The 21357-nt window shown below is 74.0% G+C and carries 19 protein-coding genes, 2 pseudogenes and 1 riboswitch; of the genes and pseudogenes, 8 read left to right on the plus strand and 13 right to left on the minus strand.

What is annotated here, in order from left to right; translation table 11 throughout:
- Positions 1 to 150: 150 nt before the first annotated feature.
- The 3 genes from ACFVSN_RS19280 to ACFVSN_RS19290 form a co-directional block, all read right to left on the minus strand.
- Positions 151 to 579: an ML domain-containing protein gene (locus ACFVSN_RS19280; protein WP_387956268.1), complete on the minus strand. Its 429-nt coding sequence runs from the start codon at positions 577 to 579 to the stop codon at positions 151 to 153.
- Between the two features lie 111 nt (positions 580 to 690).
- Complete coding sequence (gene lysA / locus ACFVSN_RS19285) at positions 691 to 2037, minus strand: diaminopimelate decarboxylase (RefSeq protein WP_387956269.1); 1347 nt, start codon at positions 2035 to 2037, stop codon at positions 691 to 693.
- A gap of 33 nt (positions 2038 to 2070) precedes the next feature.
- On the minus strand, positions 2071 to 2244 hold the full coding sequence (locus ACFVSN_RS19290) for a hypothetical protein (RefSeq protein WP_380436530.1): 174 nt from the start codon (positions 2242 to 2244) through the stop codon (positions 2071 to 2073).
- A gap of 354 nt (positions 2245 to 2598) precedes the next feature.
- Between ACFVSN_RS19290 and kdpB the strand changes: the two genes are divergently transcribed.
- Both kdpB and ACFVSN_RS19300 read left to right on the plus strand, forming a co-directional pair.
- The gene (kdpB, locus tag ACFVSN_RS19295; protein ID WP_387956270.1) at positions 2599 to 4761 is read left to right on the plus strand and encodes a potassium-transporting ATPase subunit KdpB; all 2163 of its coding nucleotides are present in this window, start codon (positions 2599 to 2601) and stop codon (positions 4759 to 4761) included.
- A 201-nt stretch (positions 4762 to 4962) separates the two neighbouring features.
- Positions 4963 to 5448, plus strand: coding sequence for a universal stress protein (locus ACFVSN_RS19300; protein WP_380436534.1), 486 nt, complete (start codon positions 4963 to 4965; stop codon positions 5446 to 5448).
- A gap of 162 nt (positions 5449 to 5610) precedes the next feature.
- On the opposite strand, the gene ACFVSN_RS19305 is transcribed toward ACFVSN_RS19300, so the two are convergent.
- The gene (locus tag ACFVSN_RS19305; protein WP_387956271.1) at positions 5611 to 6822 is read right to left on the minus strand and encodes an alpha/beta hydrolase; all 1212 of its coding nucleotides are present in this window, start codon (positions 6820 to 6822) and stop codon (positions 5611 to 5613) included.
- 198 nt (positions 6823 to 7020) lie between these two features.
- A riboswitch (M-box (ykoK) riboswitch) is annotated at positions 7021 to 7207 on the plus strand.
- Between the two features lie 393 nt (positions 7208 to 7600).
- Here ACFVSN_RS19305 and ACFVSN_RS19310 point away from each other — a divergent pair.
- The 4 genes from ACFVSN_RS19310 to ACFVSN_RS19325 are packed head-to-tail and all read left to right on the plus strand — an operon-like array spanning position 7601 to position 9456.
- Positions 7601 to 7873, plus strand: a complete 273-nt coding sequence (locus ACFVSN_RS19310; RefSeq protein WP_380500050.1) for a hypothetical protein — start codon at positions 7601 to 7603, stop codon at positions 7871 to 7873.
- Positions 7874 to 7933: 60 nt separating this feature from the next.
- On the plus strand, positions 7934 to 8437 hold the full coding sequence (locus tag ACFVSN_RS19315) for a winged helix-turn-helix domain-containing protein (protein WP_380436540.1): 504 nt from the start codon (positions 7934 to 7936) through the stop codon (positions 8435 to 8437).
- 46 nt (positions 8438 to 8483) lie between these two features.
- Positions 8484 to 8981 carry a hypothetical protein gene (locus ACFVSN_RS19320; RefSeq protein WP_387599143.1) on the plus strand — a complete coding sequence of 166 codons (498 nt, stop codon included), beginning with the start codon at positions 8484 to 8486 and terminating at the stop codon, positions 8979 to 8981.
- Positions 8982 to 9036: 55 nt separating this feature from the next.
- Positions 9037 to 9456, plus strand: coding sequence for a glyoxalase (locus tag ACFVSN_RS19325; RefSeq protein WP_380500052.1), 420 nt, complete (start codon positions 9037 to 9039; stop codon positions 9454 to 9456).
- A 55-nt stretch (positions 9457 to 9511) separates the two neighbouring features.
- On the opposite strand, the gene ACFVSN_RS19330 is transcribed toward ACFVSN_RS19325, so the two are convergent.
- The 8 genes from ACFVSN_RS19330 to ACFVSN_RS19365 all read right to left on the minus strand — a co-directional run bounded on the left by ACFVSN_RS19330 (position 9512) and on the right by ACFVSN_RS19365 (position 19250).
- Positions 9512 to 10156: a hypothetical protein gene (locus ACFVSN_RS19330; RefSeq protein ID WP_380498488.1), complete on the minus strand. Its 645-nt coding sequence runs from the start codon at positions 10154 to 10156 to the stop codon at positions 9512 to 9514.
- Between the two features lie 215 nt (positions 10157 to 10371).
- Entirely contained in the window at positions 10372 to 10800 is a 429-nt protein-coding gene (locus ACFVSN_RS19335; RefSeq protein WP_380436548.1) for a cupredoxin domain-containing protein, read from the minus strand.
- Positions 10800 to 11267: a hypothetical protein gene (locus tag ACFVSN_RS19340; protein ID WP_380436550.1), complete on the minus strand. Its 468-nt coding sequence runs from the start codon at positions 11265 to 11267 to the stop codon at positions 10800 to 10802. The genes ACFVSN_RS19335 and ACFVSN_RS19340 overlap by 1 nt, the downstream gene beginning before the upstream one ends.
- 127 nt (positions 11268 to 11394) lie before the next feature.
- Positions 11395 to 12768, minus strand: coding sequence for a nitrate/nitrite transporter (locus ACFVSN_RS19345; protein ID WP_387599150.1), 1374 nt, complete (start codon positions 12766 to 12768; stop codon positions 11395 to 11397).
- Positions 12765 to 13133 (minus strand): nitrite reductase small subunit NirD, encoded by a 369-nt coding sequence (nirD, locus tag ACFVSN_RS19350; protein WP_380436554.1) that lies wholly within the window; start codon positions 13131 to 13133, stop codon positions 12765 to 12767. Before nirD ends, ACFVSN_RS19345 begins: the two co-directional genes overlap by 4 nt.
- Positions 13130 to 15715: a nitrite reductase large subunit NirB gene (gene nirB, locus ACFVSN_RS19355; RefSeq protein ID WP_387599172.1), complete on the minus strand. Its 2586-nt coding sequence runs from the start codon at positions 15713 to 15715 to the stop codon at positions 13130 to 13132. Before nirB ends, nirD begins: the two co-directional genes overlap by 4 nt.
- A 14-nt stretch (positions 15716 to 15729) precedes the next feature.
- The gene (locus ACFVSN_RS19360; RefSeq protein WP_387956272.1) at positions 15730 to 16959 is read right to left on the minus strand and encodes an NAD(P)/FAD-dependent oxidoreductase; all 1230 of its coding nucleotides are present in this window, start codon (positions 16957 to 16959) and stop codon (positions 15730 to 15732) included.
- Entirely contained in the window at positions 16956 to 19250 is a 2295-nt protein-coding gene (locus ACFVSN_RS19365) for a molybdopterin oxidoreductase family protein (RefSeq protein WP_387956273.1), read from the minus strand. Before ACFVSN_RS19365 ends, ACFVSN_RS19360 begins: the two co-directional genes overlap by 4 nt.
- Positions 19251 to 19443: 193 nt before the next feature.
- Between ACFVSN_RS19365 and ACFVSN_RS19370 the strand changes: the two genes are divergently transcribed.
- Together ACFVSN_RS19370 and ACFVSN_RS19375 are read left to right on the plus strand one after the other, a co-directional pair.
- Positions 19444 to 20568, plus strand: coding sequence for a uroporphyrinogen-III synthase (locus ACFVSN_RS19370; RefSeq protein ID WP_380436559.1), 1125 nt, complete (start codon positions 19444 to 19446; stop codon positions 20566 to 20568).
- Positions 20568 to 21128: pseudogene (locus ACFVSN_RS19375) on the plus strand (sirohydrochlorin chelatase); the annotation flags it as partial. The gene ACFVSN_RS19370 and the pseudogene ACFVSN_RS19375, both read left to right, overlap by 1 nt.
- 89 nt (positions 21129 to 21217) lie before the next feature.
- On the opposite strand, the pseudogene ACFVSN_RS19380 reads toward ACFVSN_RS19375, so the two are convergent.
- Positions 21218 to 21340: pseudogene (locus tag ACFVSN_RS19380) on the minus strand (DUF397 domain-containing protein); the annotation flags it as partial.
- Between the last annotated feature and the right edge of the window lie 17 nt (positions 21341 to 21357).

Below are 21357 nucleotides of genomic sequence, written 5' to 3' on the forward strand. Positions count from 1 at the left end.
TTGTGTTTTTTTGGTGTCTTCTTATATTATCACAACAATTAACGGTATGAACACCGCCCTCGCTGTCGCCGAGTCCCACTTAGTCCGCGCCCCCGCCCCCCCCCCCCCGGGGGGGGGGGGGGGCCCCCACGACGACGTTCGCAGGTGCGGTTAGCGCGAGAGGTCGACGTCGAAGTCCACGGCTGCCAGATCGTCGTCATCGACCGTGTAGGCGCGGACCTGGAGCTTGAACTTCGCCCTCGGAACCTCCCTCGGGAGGCCGATGACCGCTGTCAGGACCATGTCCCCCTTCGGCATGGGGCGCTTTCCGTCGCTGGTGTCGCAGCTCAGCTCCAGGCCCTCGGCACCGCCGCCGCGAAGCTCCGCAAAGAGGTCGTACTTGCGCTCGATCAGCTTGATCAGCCCGAGCTTGACCACGAGGTCGAAATACGCGCCGTCCTCGATCGCCCTCGTCGCAGTCGCGTCGATCCGGAGTGTGACGGGGCTTCCCGGCTTCGGCGGATCCGGGGTGACGGTCATGGACTTGATCTGTAGCGCGTCCGTCGGCAAACCTCTGTCCACATAGCTCCAGCCGGCCATCTTGAACTCCCTCCGTCACGACGCACCGCCGTGGCACGTCGCGACAGTCTGGACTCCGGCAGGCGGCTCCTACGGGCGGAGACACGTCAAACCACTCGAACGGGTGCGCGCTCAGCGGCCGACTTCCCGAAGGCGGAAGTCCTCGACCGTCTCCCTCCGGATCAGCAGCCGCGCGCGACCATCCTTCACGGCGGCCACCGGCGGACGACCCACCATGTTGTAGCCGCTGGCCATCGACAGCTGGTACGCCCCCGCTGCCGGCACGGCCAGCAGGTCACCCGGCCGCAGGTCGGCCGGCAACAGCGCGTCGCGCACGAGCACGTCCCCCGCCTCGCAGTGCCGCCCGACCACGTCGACCCGCGCCGTCCCCGCGTCCGTACGGCGGCCCACCATCCGCACGGTGTACTCCGACCCGTACAGCACCGGCCGCGGGTTGTCGCTCATGCCGCCGTCCACCGCCGCGAACGTCCGCCCGTCCGCCGCGTGCTTCACGGACAGCACCCGGTACACCGCCACCGCCGCCGGGCCGGCGATCGCCCGGCCGGGTTCGACGATCAGGCGCGGCACCTCCAGGCCCGCCTCGGCGCAGCGCACCGCCAGCCGGTCCGTCACCCGCACCGCGAACTCGGCGACGTCCAACTCCTCGTCGCCCGGCAGGTACCGGATGCCGTGGCCACCGCCGAGGTCGAGCTCGGGCAGCTCGACGCCGTGCCGGTCGCGCACGTCGGCGAGCAGCCGTACGAGCGTGTCCACGGACTGGAGGAACGGCTCGACCTCGGTGATCTGCGAGCCCAAGTGGCAGTGCAGGCCGACGAGTTCCAGCCCCGGCTGGTCGAGCACCCGGGCAATGGCATCGGCCGCGTCGCCGCCCTCGATCGGGAAGCCGAACTTCTGGCCGCCCACCCCCGTCCGCACGGCCGCGTGGTGCCCGGCCGCGATCCCCGGGACGACCCGGACCAGCACCTTCTGCGGCGTGTCCGCCGCCACCAGCGCCGCGAGCCGGGCGATCTCCGCCGGCCCGTCGATGACGATCCGGCCGACGCGCAACCGCCGCGCCAGCCTCAGGTCCTCCGGGGACTTCGCGTTGCCGTGCAGCAGGATCCGCTGCGCCGGGAACCCGGCGGACGAGGCCAGCCACAGTTCGCCCGACGAACAGACGTCCAGGCCCAGGCCCTCCTCCGCGACCCAGTCCGCCATCGCGCTGCACAGGAACGCCTTGGCCGCGTACAGCACGTCCGCATGCGGCAGCGCCCGCCGGTACGCGCGGGCGCGCCCCCGCACCTCGGCCTCGTCGAGGACGTACAGCGGCGTGCCGAACCGTTCGGCGGCCTCCGCCAGCCCGACTCCGCCGACCAGCACCTCCCCGCCGGGCCCCGTCCGCGCCGACGCGGGCCAGGGGCCGCCGAGCGCGTCGGCGGAGGTGGAGGTCACGGAGGGAGGGGCGGTGAGCTGGGTCATTGCGGCTCCTACGGAACGTCGAGCGGGTGGCGGTCAGTCCTCGAAGTGCATCGCGTACCGGCAGTGCGCCGGGCGGGTACGGCTGCGGTCGACCTCGGAAGGGGCCGGGGCGGCGGGCGCGGGCTCGGGGCGCTCGGCGACGGGCACGAGGCGGATCGTGCGTTCAAGCGGCTCGTCGACGTCGATCAGGGCGGTGGCGGTGGTCATCGAAGACTCCCAGGGAAGGTCGTGGAGGGCCGTCGTCCGCGGCCCCCGGTTCCAGTGCAAACCCATCGCACACCGACCGCACCCGCCCTTGACGCGTGACCTACGCGAACGGGGCCCACCTTGACGACTTCCTGACATTCCCCCCGACCCCAGCCCCCCGAACGGGTGTTCGCGCAGGTCGGAGGCTGGGTCGATCATGGTGTCAGGGAACTGTCAAAGAAGGCCGTTCCGCCGCCAAGCCCGCGTCAAGACCGGCATGGCGCACGGGAATCCGGTGGTGGGCTGTCCGCCGTTCCCGTCGCCACCGAACCCGCCGCCCCACCGCAAGGGGCAGCCCGGAAGGTCCCCGAGACGATGCGCCGTACGGCCCTCACGGACACCACCGACCACCCGCAGCACGCGCCCCACCCGCAGCAACCGCCCCACCCCAGCCATCGGCCCAGCGGCCCCGCCAACGGACGCCGTCGCCTCATCACCCGGCAGCAGCTCGCCGAGGCCCTGCCCGCCGCCGTCCGCAAGCTGCACCCGCGCACGATGGTCCGCAACCCGGTCATGCTCGTCGTCGAGACCGGCTCGGCCCTCACCACGCTCACCGCCGTCGCCCGCCCCAGCGTGTTCGCGTGGCTCATCGGCTTCTGGCTCTGGCTCACCGTGCTGTTCGCCAACCTCGCCGAGGCCGTCGCCGAGGCGCGCGGCAAGGCGCAGGCCGACTCGCTGCGCCGCGCGCAGGCCGGCACCACCGCCCGACGGCTGCTGCACTGGCGGGTCGGCATCCCTGACCACCGTCACGAGGTCATCCCCGCCAACGAGTTGATGCTGCACGACATCGTGCTCGTGTCGGCCGGCGAGGTGATCCCGCAGGACGGCGAGGTGGTCGAGGGCGTCGCCAGCGTCGACGAGTCCGCGATCACCGGCGAGTCCGCCCCCGTCATCCGCGAGTCCGGCGGCGACCGCACCAGCGTCACCGGCGGCACCAGAGTGCTCTCGGACCACTTGGTCGTCCGGATCACCTCCCGGCCCGGGCAGAGCTTCATCGACCGGATGATCAGCCTGGTCGAGGGCGCCGACCGGCAGAAGACGCCGAACGAGATCGCGCTCAACATCCTGCTCGCGTCGCTCACCATCATCTTCATCCTCTCCGTCGTCTCCCTCCAGCCGATGGCCATCTACGCGCACGCCCCGCAGACCACCGTCGTGCTCTGCGCCCTGATGGTCGCGCTCATCCCGACGACCATCGGCGCGCTGCTCTCCGCGATCGGCATCGCCGGGATGGACCGGCTCGTCCAGCGCAACGTCGTCGCCCTCTCCGGCCGGGCCGTCGAGGCCGCCGGGGACGTCGACGTGCTGCTGCTCGACAAGACCGGCACCATCACCTACGGCAACCGGCGGGCCGTCGCCCTGCACCCGCTGCCCGGCGCGACGACCGAACAGCTCGCCGAGGCGGCACAGTTGGCGTCCGCCGCGGACGAGACGCCGGAGGGGCGCTCGCTCGTCGAACTGACGAACCGTCAGTACTGGGTGCCGCCAAGGGCGCCCGGCGAGCTCGGCGAACAGCGGCCCGTCCCGTTCACCGCGCACAGCCGGATGAGCGGCGTCGACCTGAGCTGGCCCGACGGGACCGCCTGCCTCATCCGCAAGGGCGCCGCGAACGCCGTCGCCCAGTGGGTCGTGCAGTCCGGCGGCCGGCTGCCGATGGCGGCCAAACCGCTCGTCGACCGGATCGCCGGGGACGGCGGCACCCCGCTGCTCGTCGCCGTGCACGACCGGCACGGCGCCCGCGCGCTCGGCGTCGTCGAGCTCAAGGACGTCGTCAAGGAGGGCATCGCCGAACGCTTCGCCGAGCTGCGGCGGATGGGCATCCGCACGGTCATGGTCACCGGCGACAACCCGCTCACCGCCAAGGCCATCGCCGAGGAGGCCGGGGTCGACGACTTCCTCGCCGAGGCCACGCCCGAGGACAAGCTCGCCTACCTGCGCCAGGAGCAGGCCGCCGGGAACATGGTCGCGATGACCGGCGACGGCACCAACGACGCCCCCGCCCTCGCCCAGGCCGACGTCGGCGTCGCCATGAACTCCGGCACCCCGGCGGCGAAGGAGGCGGGCAACATGGTCGACCTCGACTCCAACCCGGCCAAGCTCATCGACATCATCCGGGTCGGCAAGCAACTCCTCATCACCCGGGGCGCGTTGACCACCTTCTCGATCACCAACGACGTCGCCAAGTTCTTCGCGATCATCCCCGCGATGTTCGCGAACGCCTACCCCGGGCTGCACCACCTCAACATCATGGGGCTGCACAGCCCGCAGTCCGCGATCGCCTCCGCGATCATCTTCAACGCGCTGATCATCGTCGCGCTCATCCCGCTCGCCCTGCGCGGCGTCCGCTACCAGCCCGCCTCCGCGACCGACCTGCTCCGGCGCAACCTGCGGGTGTACGGGCTGGGCGGGCTGGTCCTGCCGTTCCTCGGCATCAAGGCGATCGACCTGCTGATCGAGTTCGTCCCGGGGCTGGGCTGACCGCCGCCGGTGCGAGTAGCGGTACCGGCACCGGTGCTACTAGTACGCACGGCTGTCAGGGGGCCGTCAAGATGCGGGCGACACGCGTCATGGCAGCGTCAGCGGCGACGCGGACGGGGTGGTTCCGGGGTTCACTGGACATGACGGAACCGAAGACACGCACCCACACGAAGACAAACTGGCACACGGAGGCGAACGGCCATGACCGGGACCACCCGAGTGATCGTCGGCCTGAGCGGATCACTGAGCAGTCTCGCCGCTCTCTACCACGCCGTCGGCGAAGCGGCGCGGCACGGAGCCACCCTCGTGCCGGTCGCCGCCTGGACCGCGCACGACCGGGACGGGCTGCGACCACTGTCCGAACTGGAGCACGCCGCCCGCCGGCGCCTCGACATCGCCTTCGAACAGGCCTACGGCGGGTACCCGTCCGGCCTGGTCGTCCACCCCGTGGTGGTCAACTCCGAACCGGGACCCGCCCTGGTCGGCGCCGTCACCGGCCCGGACGACATCCTCGTGATCGGCGCCGCCACCCGCCGCCGGCTCGACCGGCTGCGCCACGCGTCGGTCGCCCGCCACTGCCGCCACCGGGCCGGCTGCCGGGTCGTCGAGGTGTCCCCGTCCGATCTCCTGACCCGCCTCGAACTCCCCGCCCGCACGGGCGCCCCGCTCCCGCTCCTCGCCCGCTGACGCCACCGACCGCGGCACCGCATCATCGCGGCATCGCGGCATCACGCCACCGACCGCATCACCGCGGCACCACGACCAGGGCCGCCGGGGCCGGCCCGGCGAGCCCCCCTCCGCCGCCCCCGTCCGATCCGCCCGGACGGGGGCGGCGCCATGCCAACGTTCCTACGGAGATGGGGCGTTGAGGTGGTCGCTCAGCCATGTGAGCGAGGGCGGAAGCAGCCGCGTCCAGGTCGTGAAGTTGTGCCCGCCCGAGTCCACCGTGGCCTGCGCCACCGTGAGCGGCGGACGGGCCGCCGCCGCGAAGGCCGACGAGTCCGCGTACGTGCTCCCGTCCTCCTTGCTGTCCGCGAGCAGCGCCGACAGCGACGGCATCGGCAGGTGCGCGAGGCGCCACGTGAGGTCGGCCTCGTCGCGGCGCTGCGCGCTGCCGCCGAAGAGGTCCCCGGTCGTGATGTCGTCCGCCGCCTTGAAGTAGCCGGAGAGCGAGACCACGGCCGGGAAGGTCTGCGGGTGCACCATGCCGAGCTTGAGCGCGCAGTAGCCGCCCGTCGAGTCGCCGATCACGCCGAGGCTCCCGGTGCCGTCCAGGACCCGGTAGGAGGCGCGCAGGTCGGCCGGGACGTCCGTCGTGTAGTACGACTGCGCCTGCGGGCCGTTCGGGACGTCCTCGCACTCGCTGTCCCGGGGCATCGACGGCGACGGGCGCATCAGCACGAGCACGGCCGGCCGCATCGCGCCCTTCCGCAGCAGGTCGAGCTCGTACGCCGGGTAGCGCAGCTTGGTGACGAGGTTGGCGGCGTCGCCGGGGAAGCCGGTCATCACGAGCAGCGCGGGGAACTGCCGGTGCTCGCCGCCCGGCTGGAAGTACTGCGGCGGCAGGTAGACGTAACCGTCGGTGCTCAGACCGGTCGTCCCGCCGGGGATGCGGACCTTGTCGAGCCGCCCGATCTGCGCCGGGTCGCGGCTGCCCGCCGGGGCGCCGGTGATGTCCGCCGTGCCGAGCACCGGGATCCCGGCGGGCGAGCGGGCGGGCCCGGTGCCGGTCGTCCCGGCGCCGCTGGTCCCCGTACCGCTCGCCCCCGCACCGCTCGTCCCCGTAGCGCTCGGGGTGGCTCCGGCGCCCTGGATCACGGCCGCCCCGCGATCGTGCCCCAGCAGGTCGGACCAGCTGCTGTAGAAGACGAAGTAGTCGTTCACCGCGAGCCCCAGCGTGGCGACCAGCGCCAGCTGCGTGAGCACGATCGTGCCGAGCCGCAGGAACATCGCCGGCCAGCTCCGGACGGCCAACTTCGGCCACACCCACAGCGTGCCGAGCACCGTGGCCACGGTGAACAGCGCCGTCAGCGCGAGCAGCTTGTGACTGGTGAGTCCCATGGTCCGGCCTCCCCTACCACTGTGGACCACCGGTCCCGGATCCACAGCGCCTCCCACCCACCGTAATCGGATGGCACCCGAACGTCATGCGCTCCGGGGAGGGCGTTCGTACCGGGAGTTCGCCGGGAGTTCGTGTCAGAAGTTCGACAAAGGTGTCGAGGATCGCCCGGTTCCGGGCTATGCTTTCGGGTGTTTGAAAAGGCACCTCGTTCGGTGAGGCGTCTTCACGGACACAGGCCACTGACCCGACGACGTCGAGAGACGCCCAGGTTCAGGACAGATCTTCCCGACCTAAGGGTTGATCCCAAGTGGCTTCCCCGCAGTGCCCGTTGCGGCCGGGGATTACGCCGTGAAGTGCCAAAGCTCTGACGAGTTGGGGTGAGCCGGCGGCCCGGGGGGCAGGTTGGCGAGCTCCTGCCGAGTCGATGAACGCACCGCCCGCGGTGCGTCCGACCGGAAGGAGGCGATCGCATGGACAGCAGTAGTAGTAGTCCGGGCCACAGTCGGCCCCGTTCCCGCATGCCCGAGCACGCCTCCGGCAGACGCTGAACCCCCTTATCCCACCGTGCTTCTGACGTTTCGTCAGCGCATGCGCACACCATCGTGCCCGCGCGGCCCCGCATCGGACGGCCGCCCCGGGTCGCGGTGCCGTGCCCGCAGGGGGTCACCGTCGCACGCCGCGAGGCGGGCCCGCGCGTCAACCCGCCAACCCCACGCCACGCCCGGCCGGGGCATGCCCTCGCACGCCCGCCGACCGTTGAACCCGAGGTGAGTCGCCATGTCCGTCGCCGCTTTCTTCCACCCCACCACCACCCGGACCGTTCCGCCCCGCGGCCTGCGCGCCGCCCTCGCCGGCGTCCTCGGCCGGATCGCCGCGGGCCCCATCGCCGCGGGCTCGATCACCGCGGGCCCGATCGACGACACCGTGCTCCGGGCCATCGGTTCGCAGGCCCCGGCCGGGCCGCCGATGCGCCTGCGGGCCCGCTGGGAGGCCGTCACCGCCGCCGACGGGACGGCAGGGCTGTGCGCCCGCTGGCACGCCGAGAGCTGACCGCCCGTCCGCCCCTGCCACCCACTCCACCAGCAGAATCACGCCGAAGGAAGTCCCGTCATGGCCGTCCGCTACCCCCGGCTCGACGTCATCTTCTCCGACCACCGGGCCGCCCTCCGCGCCGTCACGACGGCGAGCGCCCCCGCGGCCAAGGCCGCCCCCGCCGTTCCCGCCGCCCCCGCCGAGCGCGTCCCCGCACAGGCCGGTTCCGTCCGGGCCGCCACCGTCCGGGCCATCCGCCCGCAGGCCGGGGACGACACCCCGCCGAACGGGCTGGCGATCGACCCCGAGCAGCGCGTCGCCACCGTGAACGGCCGCGAAGTCGACCTCACCTTCATGGAGTTCGAGCTGCTCGCCCACCTGGTCGCCAACCCCCTGCGGGTGCACAGCCGCCGCCAGCTGATGGAGAGCGTGTGGGGCCGCCCCGACAACGGCGACACCCGCACCATCTCCACCCACATCGCCCGGATACGCCGCAAGCTCGGCCCCGGGCACCGGCCCACCCTCGCGACCGTCCGCCAGGTCGGCTACAAGTACGACCCCCGGCTGGCCGCCGCGGCCTGACCCATTTCGCCAACTCACCGTCACCACGGCCACGATGAGGTTTCCGATGACTCCCGGCAAGCTGCTCCCGCGGCGCGGCGAGGCGGCGGGGCTGCTCGTCGTCCTGACGCTGCTCGTCCTCGAAGGCCTCGCGCTGAACGAGGCCTCGGACCCGGACCGGCCGGTGATCGGCGCCGCCCTCATCGGGTCCGCCGCCACCGGTCTGCTGCTCGTCGGCGTGCTGCTCGTCGGCCGCCGCCTGGCGGCCCGGCGGAGGCTCCCGCTGCCTCCGCCGGGCCCGGACGGCCCCGTCTACAGCACCCGCGCCCTGGAGGGCTTCCCGATGGAGGCCGTCCGCCCGCTGCTGCTCACCGAGGACGGGCCGCAGCTCAACCAGCTCTACGCGGCCTGGGTGCTCGCCCTCGGCGGTCACACCGCGCCGTGGATCGCCCGCCGACTGGACCTGCCCGTCCCGACCGTCCGGATCCTCGTGGACGCCGTCCGCGAGCGGCGCCGGGGACCGCATCGGCCCGGCGCCAACCCGCCTCCGTCCCAGCACCGTTGACGACCACACCCGCCAACTCCCGCCCCCTGCACCGCACCACGAGAGGAACCCTTCGGTGATCACCGCCCTGGACCACGTCCAACTCGCCGCCCCACCCGGCAGCGAGGCCATGCTGCGCGCCTTCTACGGCGACATCCTGCAGATGGCCGAGCTCCCCCGCCCGGCCTCGCTCGCCGCACGCGGCGGGTGCTGGTTCGCCGCCGACGGTGGCCGCGTCCGGCTCTACCTGGGCATCGAGGACGCCTTCCGGCCGACCGCCAAGGCCCACCCCGGCCTGGTCGTCGACGAGATCGACGCCTTCGCGAGCCGGCTGGAGAGCTCCGGCGCGCTGGTCGTGTGGGACACCTCGCTGCCGCCGAACCGCCGCTTCTACACCCAGGATCCGGTCGGCAACCTGCTGGAGTTCGTCGAACAGCAGCCCGCGCCCACCCCTGCACAGCCGACCGGATCATCCAAGGAGCCTTCGTACCGGTGAAGGCAACCAGGCGAAACCGCAGGCTCCTTGAGGTCTCCTTGCCCGTATCCGGCTTCTACACCCGCGACCCGGGCGCGGCGGTGGCCCCGCCGCGCCCGGCGTTCGCCTGGGCGACCAGGTACGGCACCATCCCGCGCTCCGCCAGCGCCGTCCGCCAGGCGTCCCGCGCGAGCGCCAACTCGCCCGGGGCCCCGGCGTCCCCGCCCTCGGCCGCCCGCGAGCGCGAGGCCGCGGCGGCCAGCCCGATCCCGCCCGCCAGCGCACTCACCAGCGCCACCCCGGCCGCGACCCACCCGGCACCGACCAGCGCCCCGCCCAGCACCTCCGAGTCGTCGGCCAGCCCGAGCGCGTAGCCGAGCAGCAGGAAGATCCCGGCCGCGGCCCCGGAGACGAGCGGCACGATCACCGCCAGCACCCCCAGCCACCCCGAGGCCCGCTCCGGCGCAGGCGCGTCCACCGGCAGCCGCGCCTCCGCGTCGGCGTCCGCCCGCAACCCCGCGTACCGCTCGTACTCGGGCGCGGCGGCGGCCAGCACGTACTCCGCGTTGTCCCGCGCACACCGCCGCAACCGCTCGACCCCGTGCGCCTGCTCCCCCCTCGCGCGCAGCGCGGCCTGCACCGCCGCCCCCGCGAGCGCCCTGCTGAGCACCGTCTCGAAGTCGGCCCGGTCCTGCTGAGGTAGCCGGAGCGGTCTGTCCATGGTTCAACCCCGTTCGCTGTTCGCGTCGCCCCCGCCTTGGCGCCTGCTTTACCAGCTCTTAGTTCTACAGCACTGTAGAGCATGGGGTGCAAAGGGAGCAGCAGTCGTGACCAGTGAACTTGCGGCTACGGAGCGGGATCGGCCATGGGCACACGCCGCGGTCCGGCCCGGCCGGATCCGTCGTCCCGTCGAACGGCGGGGACTCCACGACGGGCCTAACCCACCGTCAGGATGCCCCGCATGAAGTGGTGGAACGTGCACTGGTACGAGTACGCGCCGCGCTGCGCCGGTGCCTTGAAGGTGGCCGAGGCGCCCGGGGCGATGGGGGCCGTGTCGAACGTGCGGTCCTGGGCGGTGAGGGTGTGCTCGACCGTGTCGGCGTTCACCACCGTGACGGTGCCGCCGGGGCGGACGGTGAAGTTCGCGGGCTGGAACAGGAAGTTCCCGATCGTCACCGTCACCGCCGTCGGGCCGCTGGGGGCCGCCGTCGTGGGGAGCCGTGGCGCGGCGGGTGCGGTGGTGGGGCCGCTGTCCTCCGGCGCCGAGCCGATGTAGGCGCTGAGGCATCCGGTGAGGGATGCGCTCAGGCCGGCGGCGAGGAGGAGGGCGCCGCCGGCCCGGGCGAGCCGGGTCGGCGGGCGCATCAGCCGGTTGCGGCGGGGGTGGGGGTGGCGAGCCGGATCCGGCGGGCGTCGGCCGAGGCCGGCGGGGCGGAGCCGAGGTTGGAGACCGTGGCGGTCAGGACGGCGTCCACGTCGGGGATCCAGTTGGTGGTCTTGGACGACACGATGAGCTGGCGATGCTGCTCCGTCCCGTCGCACTGGATGTCCGTGTCGGCCGTGCGGGTGGAGCCGAAGGCCTTCGTGGCGGCGTCCTCCGGGTCCTGCTGCTCCACCGTGACGGTCAGCGACCTGGCCTCGGCGGCCACCCCGCACACGTATGTGACGTCGACCCGGACCTTGCCCGGGATCTTCTGGTCGATCCGCGCGCCGTCGATGGTGACCGACGTCGTCGGCTGATCGGGGCCCGCATCGGCCACTGCGGGCACTGCGGGTACTGCCAGGCCGCTGAGGGCCGTGGTGAGGACCGTCAGGATGATCCACCGCTGCACTGCCAACCTCCCGGGGGCTAGGACGAGCTGCGGCCGACGCTAATCGCCCGCCCCCGGCCCCGCGCGCCGGGCGGCCCGAACGGCTCACGCCCCCCGGCACGCGCCGCCCCGGCGCCCGTCACCGGCCTCAGGCCGCCTGCCGCACCAGCCCGGCCCGCGCGCCCGGCCGCAGCCAGACGACCCAGGTGAGCGCCGAGCACGCCAGGTAGGCCCCCAGGAAGCCCACGTAGGCGGCGTCCCCGTTGTGGCTGGCCTGGAAGGACTGCCGGAAGGCGAGGTTCACGATCACCCCGCCGAACGCCCCGATCGCACCCGCGAGCCCGATGAGCGCGGCCGAGCGCCGCCGTGCGTCGGTCTCCGCCGCCGCGGGGTCGGCGCCCGCGGCGACGGCGGCGCGGGCCCGGCCCTGGTAGTGCGCGGGGATCATCTTGTACGTCGAGCCGTTGCCGATCCCGCTGAGGACGAACAGCGCGACGAACCCGGCCAGGAACAGCGGCAGCGAGCCCGCCCGGGAGGCGGCGAGCACGACGGCCGTCCCGGCGCCCATGGCCGCGAACGTCGCGAGCGTGACGCGCGCGCCGCCCCAGCGGTCGGCGAGCCGTCCGCCGACGGGCCGCAGGAGCGAGCCGAGCAGCGGCCCGAGGAAGGTGAGCGCGGCGGCCTTGACCGGGGTGTCGAAGCGGTCGTGGAACTGCACCTGGAGCACCTGCCCGAAGGCGAAGCCGAACCCGATGAACGAGCCGAACGTGCCGATGTACAGCGCGGACACGGCCCAGCCGTACGGGTCCCGGGCCACCTCGCGCAGCGCCCGCCCCTCCTTGGCACCGGCGGACGACGCCGGCAGGTTGTCCATCCTCCACCAGGCCCCCGCCGCCGCGAGCACGATCAGCGGCAGGTAGATCAGCGGCAGCAGCCGCGGGTGGGCCGCGCCCGCCGTGGCGAGGACGAGCAGCCCGAGCAGCTGCACGGCCGGCACGCCGAGATTGCCGCCGCCCGCGTTGATGCCGAGCGCCCAGCCCTTGAGCCGGTGCGGGTAGAAGGCGTTGATGTTGGCCATGGACGAGGCGAAGTTGCCGCCGCCGACGCCGGCCACGCAGGCCACCGCGAGCAGCGTCCCGTACGAGACGCCGGGCTTCAGGACGAGGGCGGCGAGCACGGTCGGCACGAGCAGCAGCAGGGCGCTGATCACCGTCCAGTTCCGTCCGCCGAACCGCGCGACGGCGAAGGTGTACGGCAGGCGCAGCAGCGCGCCGAGCGCGGTCGGGAGCGCGGTGAGCGTGAACTTGCCCGCCGTGTCGATGTGGTACTGGGGCCCGAGGAAGAGCACGAGCACCGACCACAGGCTCCACACCGAGAAGCCGATGTGCTCGGAGAGGACGGAGAAGACGAGGTTGCGCCGGGCGATGCGGGCGCCGGCCCGCTGCCAGAACTCCTCGTCCTCCGGGTCCCAGCCGCGCAGTTCGGCGGGTCCGGCCGTACCGGCCTCGACGACTGTCGTCACTTCGCACCTCCGGAGACCCGGACGGGCCAGACCTTCAGGACGGCCGGGCGGCCGTCGGGGGCGGTGTCCTCGTCGAGGCAGCGGCCGTCGGTGAGGTCGAAGACCTGCTTGTACATCGGCGAGGCGAGGGTGGGGCGGTCGCCGCGGCTGCCGAGCAGGCCGCGGGAGAGCACCTGGGCGCCGCTGAACGGGTCGAGGTTGTCGACGGCGTACAGCTTCCCGGCGCGGTCGACGAACAGCGCGACCTGGTGCGCCTCGGAGAGCAGGACGGCCCTGCCGCGGCCGGGCTGCAGGTCGTCGAGGGTGCAGACGGCGTGCCAGCGGGTGCCGTCGTGGATCTGAACGTCGTGGATCTGAACGGTCACGGGGTGAGCACCTCCAGTCGGGCCCCGGCGATGAGGACCGGGGATTCGAGGGTGTGTCCGTCCTCGCCCGGGCGGGCGGGGCGGATCTGGCCGCGTTCGGGGACGAAGGTCACGGCCGGGTCGGGGGTTCCGGGGGCGTTGACGAAGGAGGAGAAGCGCCGCAGCCGGTCGGGGTCGGCCAGGGTCTCGGCCCATTCGTCCTGGTAGCCGCCTATGTGACGGGCCATCAGTTCGTCGAGCTCGGCGGCGATGCCGAGCGAGTCGTCGAGGACGACGGCCCGCAGGTGGTCGAGGCCGCCCTCCAGGCGCTCCAGCCAGACCGAGGTGCGTTCGAGGCGGTCGGCGGTGCGGATGTAGAACATCAGGAAGCGGTCGATGGTGCGGATGAGCGTCTCGCGGTCGAGGTCGGCGGCGAGCAGGTCGGCGTGCCGGGGCGTCATGCCGCCGTTGCCGCCGACGTAGAGGTTCCAGCCGGCCGAGGTGGCGATGATGCCGAAGTCCTTGCTCTGCGCCTCGGCGCACTCGCGGGCGCAGCCGGAGACGGCCGACTTGAGCTTGTGCGGGGAGCGCAACCCCCGGTAGCGGAGCTCCAGTTCGATGGCGAGCGTGGTGGAGTCCTGGACGCCGTAGCGGCACCAGGTCTCGCCGACGCAGGACTTCACGGTGCGCAGCGACTTGCCGTAGGCGTGGCCGGACTCGAAGCCGGCGTCGACCAGTTTGCGCCAGATCACCGGGAGTTGGTCGACGGTGGCGCCGAACATGTCGATCCGCTGGCCGCCGGTGAGCTTGGTGTAGAGGCCGTGGTCGCGGGCGATCTCGCCGATCGCGATGAGGCCCTCGGGGGTGATCTCGCCGCCGGGTACGCGCGGGACGACCGAGTAGGAGCCGTTGCGCTGGATGTTGGCGAGGAAGTGGTCGTTGGAGTCCTGGAGGGCGCCCTGTTCGCCGTCGAGGATGTGGCCGTTGCCGAGGCTGGCCAGGATGGAGGCGACGGTGGGCTTGCAGACCTCGCAGCCCTCGCCGCTGCCGTGCCGGTCGAGCAGGTCGGAGAAGCTCCCGATCCCCGTCACGCGGACGATCTCGTACAACTCGGCACGGGTGTGGGCGAAGTGCTCGCACAGGCCCTTGTCGGTGCTGACGCCGGCCGCCTCCAGCTCCTCGGTGACGACGGTGCCGAGCATCTTGACGCAGCTGCCGCAGCCGGTGCCGGCCCGGGTGCACTTCTTGACGGCGGCGACGCTGTCGCAGCCCTGGTCGCGGACGGCGGCGCGGACGGCGCCCTGGGTGACGTTGTGGCAGGAGCAGAGCACCGCGTCGTCGGGCAGGGCGACCGGTCCGGCGTTCGCGAACCCGGCGGGCAGCACGAGCTGTTCGGCCGGGACGGTGAGCGGCTTGCCGGCTACCGCGAGCGGGCGCAGCGTGCCGTAGGCGTCGGTGTCGCCGACCAGGACGCCGCCGAGCAGGGCGCCGTCCCGGCCGATGACGAGCTTGCGGTAGACGCCGCCGCGACTGTCGCTGTAGAGCACGTCGAGCGCGCCCTCGGCGGTGCCGTGCGGGTCGCCGAAGCTGGCGACGTCGACGCCGAGGAGCTTGAGCTTGGTGGAGGTGTCGGCGCCGGTGAAGCCCTCGCCGGGCAGGTCGGCCAGCGTCCGTGCCGCCGTCTCGGCCATCTGGTAGCCGGGCGCGACGAGGCCGTAGACGCGGCCGTCGGCGGCCTGGGCGCACTCGCCGATGGCGAGGACCGCCGGGTCGGCGGTGCGGCAGCGCTCGTCGACGACGACGCCGCCGCGGGCGCCGACCGGCAGGTCGCAGTCGCGGGCGAGCTGGTCGCGGGCGCGCACGCCGGCCGAGAACACCACGAGGTCGGCGGCGAGTTCGCGGCCGTCGGAGAGCGCGAGCCCGGTGACCCGGCCGTCCTCGCCGGTGACGACGCCGCTCGCGCCGGCGCCGGTGTGCACCGTCACGCCGAGGTCCTCGATCTTGCGGCGGAGCACGGCGCCGCCGCCGTCGTCGACCTGGACGGCCATCAGGCGGGGCGCGAACTCGACGACGTGGGTGGTCAGTCCGCCGGCCCGCAGTGCGCCGGCGGCCTCCAGGCCGAGCAGCCCGCCGCCGACGACGACGCCGGTGGCGGCCTTCTCCGCGTCCGAGCGGATGGCGTCGACGTCCTCGATGGTGCGGTAGACGTGGCAGCCGGGCGCGTCCTTGCCGGGCACCGGCGGGACGAACGGGACCGAGCCGGTGGCCAGCACGAGGGCGTCGTAGCGGACTTCGGCGCCCGATCGGGTGCGCACCAGGCGCGCCGCCCGGTCGATCGCGGTGGCCGGGTCGCCGAGGCGCAGGTCGATGCCGTGCTCGGCGGGGAAGCCGGGCGGGCACAGCGAGAGGTCCTCGGCGGTGCGGCCGTCGAACAGTGCGCTCAGGTGGACCCGGTCGTACGCGGGCCGGGGCTCCTCCGCGAGCACGGTGATCCGCCAGCCGCGGGCGGCGGGCAGCGCGGTGAAGGCCTCCAGGAAGCGCTGGCCGACCATGCCGTGGCCGACCAGGACGAGGTCACGGCTGCTGCGGTGGTCGGGCGTCATCCCATTGCTTATGGTCATCGCGGTTCTCCTCGGGTGAGCAGGTGCAGGGGGTGGCCGCCGAGCGGTCCGCCGCTCTCGAAGGCGCCGGCCAGCGCGTCCACGGTGGCCAGGTCGCCGAGCAGGATCGCGCCGACCAGGCGGTCGCCGCGCAGGACGAGCTTCTTGTAGCTGCCGCGGGTGGCGTCGGCGATCCGCAGGACGTCGAGACCGGGGTCGAGGGTCTCGTCCACGGCGCCGAAGGCCGCGTACTCCAGGTCGCCGGTGCTGAGCCGGGCGCGCGGGACGCTGCCGGTGTAGCGGGCGTCCGGGTCGGCGCCGGACAGCCGCCGGGCGAGCACGTCGGCCTGTTCCCAGGCGGGGCCGGCCAAGCCGTGGACGGTGCCGCGGTGCTCGGCGCAGTCGCCGATCGCGGACACGTTCCCGCCGGAGACGTCCCCGGCGACGGCCAGTCGGTCGTCGACCAGGATCCCGGTGCCGACCGGCAGCCCGGCGCCGTACGCCAGGGCGGTGCGGGGGCGGGTGCCGCAGGCGAGCACGACCAGGTCGCAGTCGAGCCGGTAGCCGTTGGCCAGTTCCACCGCGCCGACCCTCTCCCCGCCGTGGACGGCGCGGGCGCGGTTGCGGGCGTAGGTCTCGACGCCGAGCGCCAGCAGCCGCTCCCGCAGTACCTCGGCCGCCTCGTGGTCGAGCTGACGCTCGATCAGATGTGGTGCCTGGTGGACGATCTCGGTGCGGACGCCGAGCGCGGCCAGCGCCCGGGCGGCGCTCACCCCGAGCACCCCGCCGCCGATCACCACCGCACGTTTCGCGGTGACGGCCTCCTCGGCGAGCCGCCCGCAGTCCTCCAGCGTGCGCAGGGTGTGCACGCCCTCGGCGAGGCCCAGCCCGTCGGGGCGGCGCAGCCCGCGCACCGGCGGCAGCACCGGGTTGGAGCCGGTCGCGAGGACGAGCTCGTCCCACGGCTCGACGGTGCCGTCGGCCAGGGTCAGCGTGCGGGCGGCCGGGTCGAGGACGACGACCTCGCAGCCGGGCCTGGTTTCGGCCCCGCCGAGCGGCAGCGCGATCGACTCGGCGTCGTAGCGCCCGGTCAGGACGTCCGCGAGCAGCACCCGGTTGTACGGCGCGCGCGGCTCGGCGCCGTAGACGGTGACGGTGCCGGGCCCGCCGAGCGCGCCGTAGCGCTCGGCGAAGCGGGCGCCAGCCATGCCGCCGCCGACGACGGCGATCCTCGGTTCCCTGGTCACGGTGCCACCTCCTGTCCGGCGCGCGCGGCCTGCCCGGCCACCTCGCCACTCCGGTCGAACGGGCGCACGACCTGCCCGTCCGAACCGCCGTCCCGCCCGCCCGCTGCCTCGCCGTCCCCGGCAGCCCCGCCGCCGCTCGGCCCGCCCGCCGCCTCGCCGCCCCCGGCAGCCCCGCCGCCGCTCGGCCCGGCCGCCTTCTCCACCCGGACCGCGCACACCTTGAACTCCGGCATCCGGGACACCGGGTCGAGCGCCGGGTTGGTCAGGCTGTTGGCCCGGCCCGCCCCCGGCCAGTGGAAGGGCATGAACACGGTGTCCGCCCGGATCGCGTCGGTGATCCGCGCCGGGGCCACCGCCCGTCCGCGCCGGCTCGTCACCGCCACCGGCTCCCCGTCGGCCACCCCGAGCCGCTCGGCGAGCCGCGGGTGCAGCTCGACGAACGGGCCGGGCGCGGCCCTGGTGAGCCCGGCCACCCGCCGGGTCTGCGCGCCGCTCTGGTACTGGGCGAGCACCCGGCCGGTGGTCAGGTACAGCGGGTACTCCTCGTCTGGCTCCTCGCCGGCCGGGCGGTGGGTGACGGCCACGAAGCGGGCCCGTCCGTCCGGGGTCGCGTACCGGTCGAGGAAGAGCCGCCTGGTGCCCGGGTGGTCCTCGGCCGGGCAGGGCCAGAACACGCCGTCCTCCGCCACGATCCGCCGGTAGCTGATGCCCGCGTAGTCGGCGTCGCCGCCGGCCGAGGCGCGGCGCAGCTCGTCGAAGGCCTCCACGGCCGCCACCGGGAAGCCGGTCGCCACACCCAGGCGGGCGGCCAGTTCGCGCAGCACCCACAGCTCGCTGCGGACGCCCTCGGGCGGGTCGAAGGCGCGGCGGCGCAGGATGACCCGGCCCTCCAGGTTGGTGGTGGTGCCGTCCTCCTCCGCCCACTGCGTCACGGGCAGGACGACGTCCGCGAGGCGCGCCGTCTCGGACAGCACCAGGTCTGCGACGACCAGCAGATCCAGCGCGCGCAGCCGCTCGGTGACGTGCCCGGCGTTCGGCGCGGACACCGCCGGGTTGGAGCCTGCCAGCAGCAGCGCCCGGACGCCGCCCGGCCGGCCGAGGCCGTCCAGCAGCTCGTACGCCGACTTACCCGGGCCCGGGATGCTCTCGGGCGGCACGCCCCACACCGCGGCGACGTGCTCCCGGGCGGCCGGGTCCTCGATCGAGCGGTAGCCGGGCAGCTGGTCGGCCTTCTGGCCGTGCTCGCGCCCGCCCTGCCCGTTGCCCTGGCCGGTGAGGCAGCCGTAACCGGCGTACGGACGGCCGGAGTTGCCGGTCGCCAGGCACAGGTTGATCCACGCGCCGACGGTGTCGGTGCCCTTGCTCTGCTGCTCCGGGCCGCGCGCGGTGAGCACCATGCCGGTCTCGGCGGTGCCGAACAGCCGGGCCGCCTCGCGCAGTTGGTGGGCGGGCACGCCGGTGATCCGCTCGACGCGGTCCGGCCAGTGCGCCATCGCGGCCTCGCGGGCCGCCTCGAAGCCGGACGTCCTCCCGGCGATGAAGTCCTTGTCCACCAGGCCGTCGGCGATCACCAGGTGCAGCAGGCCCAGCGCGAGCGCCAGGTCGCCGCCGGGGCGGGGCTGCAGGTGCAGGTCGGCGAGTTCGGCGGTGCGGGTGCGGCGCGGGTCCACGACGATCAGGGTGCCGCCGTTCTCGCGCAGTTCGCGGAAGTAGCGCACGGCCGGCGGCATCGTGTCGGCCGGGTTGCCGCCGACCAGGATCAGGCAGCCGGTGTGCGGGATGTCCTCCAGCGGGAACGGCAGGCCGCGGTCCAGGCCGAAGGCCCTGCGGTGGGCGGCCGCCGCCGAGGACATGCAGAACCGGCCGTTGTAGTCGATGTTCGCGGTGCGCAGCACGACCCGGGCGAACTTGCCCAGCAGGTACGCCTTCTCGTTCGTCAGCCCGCCCCCGCCGAACACGCCCACCGCGTCCGGCCCGTGCTGCTCCCGCACCCGGGCGAGCCCGTCCGCCACGCGGTCCAGCGCCTCCGGCCAGCCCGCCGCCCGCAGCGGCCCGCCGGGCCGGTCGCGCAGCAGCGGGCCGGTCAGCCGGACGTCCCGGGCGAGCACGGCCGCCGCCGAACGGCCCTTGCCGCACAGCGCGCCCCGGTTCACCGGGAACTCCGGCCGCTCCAGCACCTCGGGCGCGCCGTCCGCGCCACCACCCAGCCGCATGCCGCACTGCAGCGAGCAGTACGGGCAGTGGGTGTCGGTGGTCGGCGTGGGGGCCGCCTTCGGGCTGGTCAGCGTCATGCCGAGGAATGTCGCCGTCCGCTGTTTCGCGACCGCGTCACCCGTGTTGCGGGCGCGGTACACCTCCCTCACGGCCGCCCGGCCCCAGGGTGCGCTCCAGGAACACCGGCCGTAACCGGAGCAGCCCTTTCGCTTACCTGGGGGTGACGGGCGGGCAACGCCCCCGTAACGTGCACGCCGCACGCTGACCGGCATGGCAACCCCCACCGCCCAGCCCGGGCCCCTCACCGGCTTCACCGTCGGGGTCACCGCGGCTCGCCGCCGCGAGGAACTCGTCGCCCTCCTCACCCGGCGCGGCGCCCAGGTGGTCGAGGCGCCCGTGCTGCGCATCCTGCCGCTCGCCGACGACCTCGCCCTGCGCGAGGCCACCGAGCGGTGCCTGGCCGCCCCGCTCGACTACGTGGTCGCCACCACGGGCGTCGGCTGGCGCGGCTGGATGAGCGCCGCCGAGGGGTGGGGCCGCGCAACCGCCCTCGCCGAGGCCTGCCGGGGCGCGGTCGTGCTCAGCCGGGGCCCCAAGGCCACCGGCGCGGTACGGGCCAGCGGCCTCGGCGAGGGCTTCTCCCCCAGCACCGAAGCCACCGACGAGCTCCTCACCTGGCTGCTCGCCCGCCCCCTCGACGGGTGCCGGATCGCCGTCCAGGAGCACGGCGTGCGGCTCGACGCCTTCGCGGCGGCCCTGCGCGAACGCGGCGCCGAGGTGATCTCCGTCCCCGTCTACCGCTGGGCCCCGCCGGACGACATGGCCCCGGTGCGGCGGCTGGTCGAGCAGACCGTCCGGCGCCAGGTGCACGCGCTCACCTTCACCAGCGCGCCCGCCGTCGCCGCCTTCCTCGCCACCGCGGAGGCCGAGGGCCTACGCGAACCCGTCCTCGACGCCCTGCGCGGGGACGTCCTGCCCGTGTGCGTCGGCGCCCTGTGCGCGCGCCCGTTCGCGGACCTCGGGCTGCCGACGGTGTACCCGGAACGCGGTCGGCTGGGCTCGCTCGTCCGGCTGCTGGCGGAGACGCTTCCCACCCTCGGCCGGCGCGAAATCCCGTTGTCCGATGCGGTGTTGACGCTCCAGGGCAACGCGGCACTGGTCGACGGCGAGAGCCACCTCCTCAGCCCTCGCGGCGCCGCCGTCCTCCGGGCCCTCGCCGAACGCCCGGGGCACGTGCTGAGCCGCGCCGAACTCCTGCGCGCCGCCTGGACGGACGCGAGCGCGGACGAACACGCGGTCGAGGCGGCCGTCGGGCGGCTGCGGGCGGCGCTGGGCGCGCATGCGGGGCTCATCCGGACGGTGCCCAAGCGGGGCTACCGGTTGGCGGCGGGCTGATGCTGCTGGCCGTGGCGCACGGGAGCCGGGACGCGGCGTCGTCCGCGACAATTCGAGCGCTACTTCACCGCGTTCGTCTTCTCCGACCCGAACTGCCGGTCCGCTGCTGCTTCCTGGACCTGAACCGGCCGTCGCTGGACCAGGCCCTCGCCCAACTTCAACACCAGAACCCCATCCTGGTCCCGCTCCTCCTGAGCACCGGCTACCACGTGCGCGTCGACATCCCGGCAGCGGTGGCCGCCGCCGGCCTGCCAACGTCCCAGGTCGCCCGCGCGCTGGGCCCTCACCCGCTGCTCGCCGAAGCCCTGGCCGATCGCCTTGCCGAGAGCGGCGCCACCCCGGAGGCCCCGGTGGTCCTGGCCGGCGCCGGCTCCTCCGACCCGACGGCCATCGCCGACACGACACGGATGGCAAGCCTCCTGGCCACCCACCTGGGCCGCCCGGTCACCCCGGCCCACCTGTCGGCGGCGAGCCCCACCCCCCACGAGGCCGTAGCCGCGCTGCACTCCGAGGGCCACCGAGAGGTAGCAGTAGCGACCTACCTCCTGGCCCCCGGCTTCTTCGCCCGCCGAGCCGCAACGACGGAGGCGAGGTGGACGAGCGCCCCCCTGGCAGCCCACGAGGCCGTCGCCCGCCTGATCCTCCACCGCTACGACGAGGTGAGCCGGTCGAATTCACCAGCCTTGACGCCGAGTGTGAAGGCACGCAGCGCGTCAGGCGTGTTGGCAAGGATGGTGCCAGGGGCGTCACACTCGCGAAGTCTGATGCTGCAGCCGGCGGTTGCAGAGA

Origin of the sequence: Kitasatospora sp. NPDC057904 (assembly GCF_042887925.1) — a bacterium.
In the GTDB taxonomy this organism is placed as follows: domain Bacteria; phylum Actinomycetota; class Actinomycetes; order Streptomycetales; family Streptomycetaceae; genus Kitasatospora.